A 1,791-nucleotide genomic window follows, 5' to 3' on the forward strand; every position below is an offset into this window, starting at 1 on the left:
GAGACTGCTGAAATAGTCGGTGTCGTTTCGGTGTGGGGTGAGCGGGTTTGCCTGGTGGGCTGGGATCCTGGTGGGTATGCAGGGTGAGCCGGATCGTCAGGGTGAGTTTCTGGATGTGAACTCGGTCGTCGGGCATTTGCTGGCCGAGGGCAGTGTGTTCGCGTTTTTGGCTGCTCATCGCGAGCAGTTGTTTCCTGCGGAGATGTTCGCGGACCTGTTTCCCAGCGGCCGGGGCCGTCCGTCGATCCCGCCGGCCACGATGGCGTCGGTGATCGTGCTGCAAACGCTGCAGGGTTTGTCCGATCGCGAAGCCGCTGATGCGGTCACTTTCGATCTGCGGTGGAAAGCGGCGTGTGGATTCGTGTTGGGTAACAAAGGTTTTCATCCGTCGACTCTGACGTACTGGCGTCGGCGACTGGCAGCCAGCGATCGGCCGCACCGCATTTTCGAGGTGGTACGCGAGGTCATCACCACCACCGGGGTGCTCGCGGGTAAGAGCCGTCGAGCGCTGGATTCGACGATCTTCGATGACGCGGTGGCCCGCCAGGACGCCATCACCCAGGTGATCGCGGCGATCCGGCGGGTCGCCCGAGAGGTCGACGGTGGTGCGGTGGTGGTCGAGCAGCACGCGACTCGTCTGGCCGCGTTGACCGGCGGCGGCTATGACCGGCCCGGCAAGCCGCGGATCGCCTGGGATGATGAGTGTGCTCAACAGGACCTGATCAGCGCCCTTGTCGAAGATGGGTTGGCCGTGCTCGACGGTCTGGACCTCGAGGCCATCGACAAGGAACCGAGTAACCAGGCCCAGGCGCAGGCGGTGGCATTGCTGGCATTGGTGACCGGCCAGGATGTGGAACCGGCACCAGGTTCTGATGGCACCGACGGACGCTGGCGCATCGCGCCCCGGACCGCCCCGGACCGGGTGATCTCCACCGTCGATACCGACACCCGCCACGCCCACAAAACCCGGGCACGCCAGCAGGACGGGTTCAAGGGCCACATCGTCAATGAACCGGAGACCGGGTTGGTCACCGCGATCGAGATGACCAAAGCCGCTGGTCCGGACACTTCCGACGGAGCAGTCGGGGCACGGTTGTTGCTGAGCGATCCGACCGTCGCCGACGACGCCGACGATCGTGAGGTGCTGGGTGATTCAGCGTATGCCTCCGGTGACATGCTGGCCACGCTGGCGCGGACACGATGGAACGCGGTGATCAAACCCAAGCCACACTTGCCGGCGGTTGCTGGTGGTTTCGTCGTCGACGATTTCACCTTCGACGCCGACTCGAACACATTGACCTGCCCCAACAACCTGACCCGACCGGTCAGCGCGAAAGGCCACGTCACCTACGGTGCGGCCTGCCACGACTGCCCACTTCGGGCACGGTGCACCACCGCGGTTCGTGGACGCAAAATCAGTTTCGGCGAACACCACCAACTCCAGCGCGAACACCGACAACACTTCTCTGACAACACTATTGCCGACACCTACCGCCAGCATCGACCCATGGTCGAACGGACGATTGCCTGGCTCACCCGCGGTAACCGGCGGGTGCCCTACCGTGGAATCGAACGCAACAACAACTGGCTGCACCACCGCGCCGCCGCGATCAACCTACGCCGCCTGATCACCCTCGGACTGACTACCACCAACGGCACCTGGACACTGGCCACCGCCTGAACCGCGGCACCGCCGCCCCACCTAGATCGATCACCACGACCACACCCCGGAACCGACACATCCCCGCAGCAGGAACCTCAACCCAGGCTGGACCCTAATTCAGCAGGCTC

The 1,791-nt window shown here is 64.2% G+C and carries 1 protein-coding gene; it reads left to right on the plus strand.

Features of this window, described 5'->3' with window-relative positions:
• The first annotated feature begins 76 nt into the window (after window positions 1-76).
• Window positions 77-1,681, plus strand: coding sequence for an IS1182 family transposase (locus tag ACFUEJ_RS24145; protein WP_280360080.1), 1,605 nt, complete (start codon window positions 77-79; stop codon window positions 1,679-1,681).
• The last annotated feature ends 110 nt before the right edge of the window (window positions 1,682-1,791 follow it).

This window comes from Gordonia sp. NPDC057258 (genome assembly GCF_042668985.1).
In the GTDB taxonomy this organism is placed as follows: Bacteria; Actinomycetota; Actinomycetes; order Mycobacteriales; family Mycobacteriaceae; genus Gordonia; species Gordonia hongkongensis.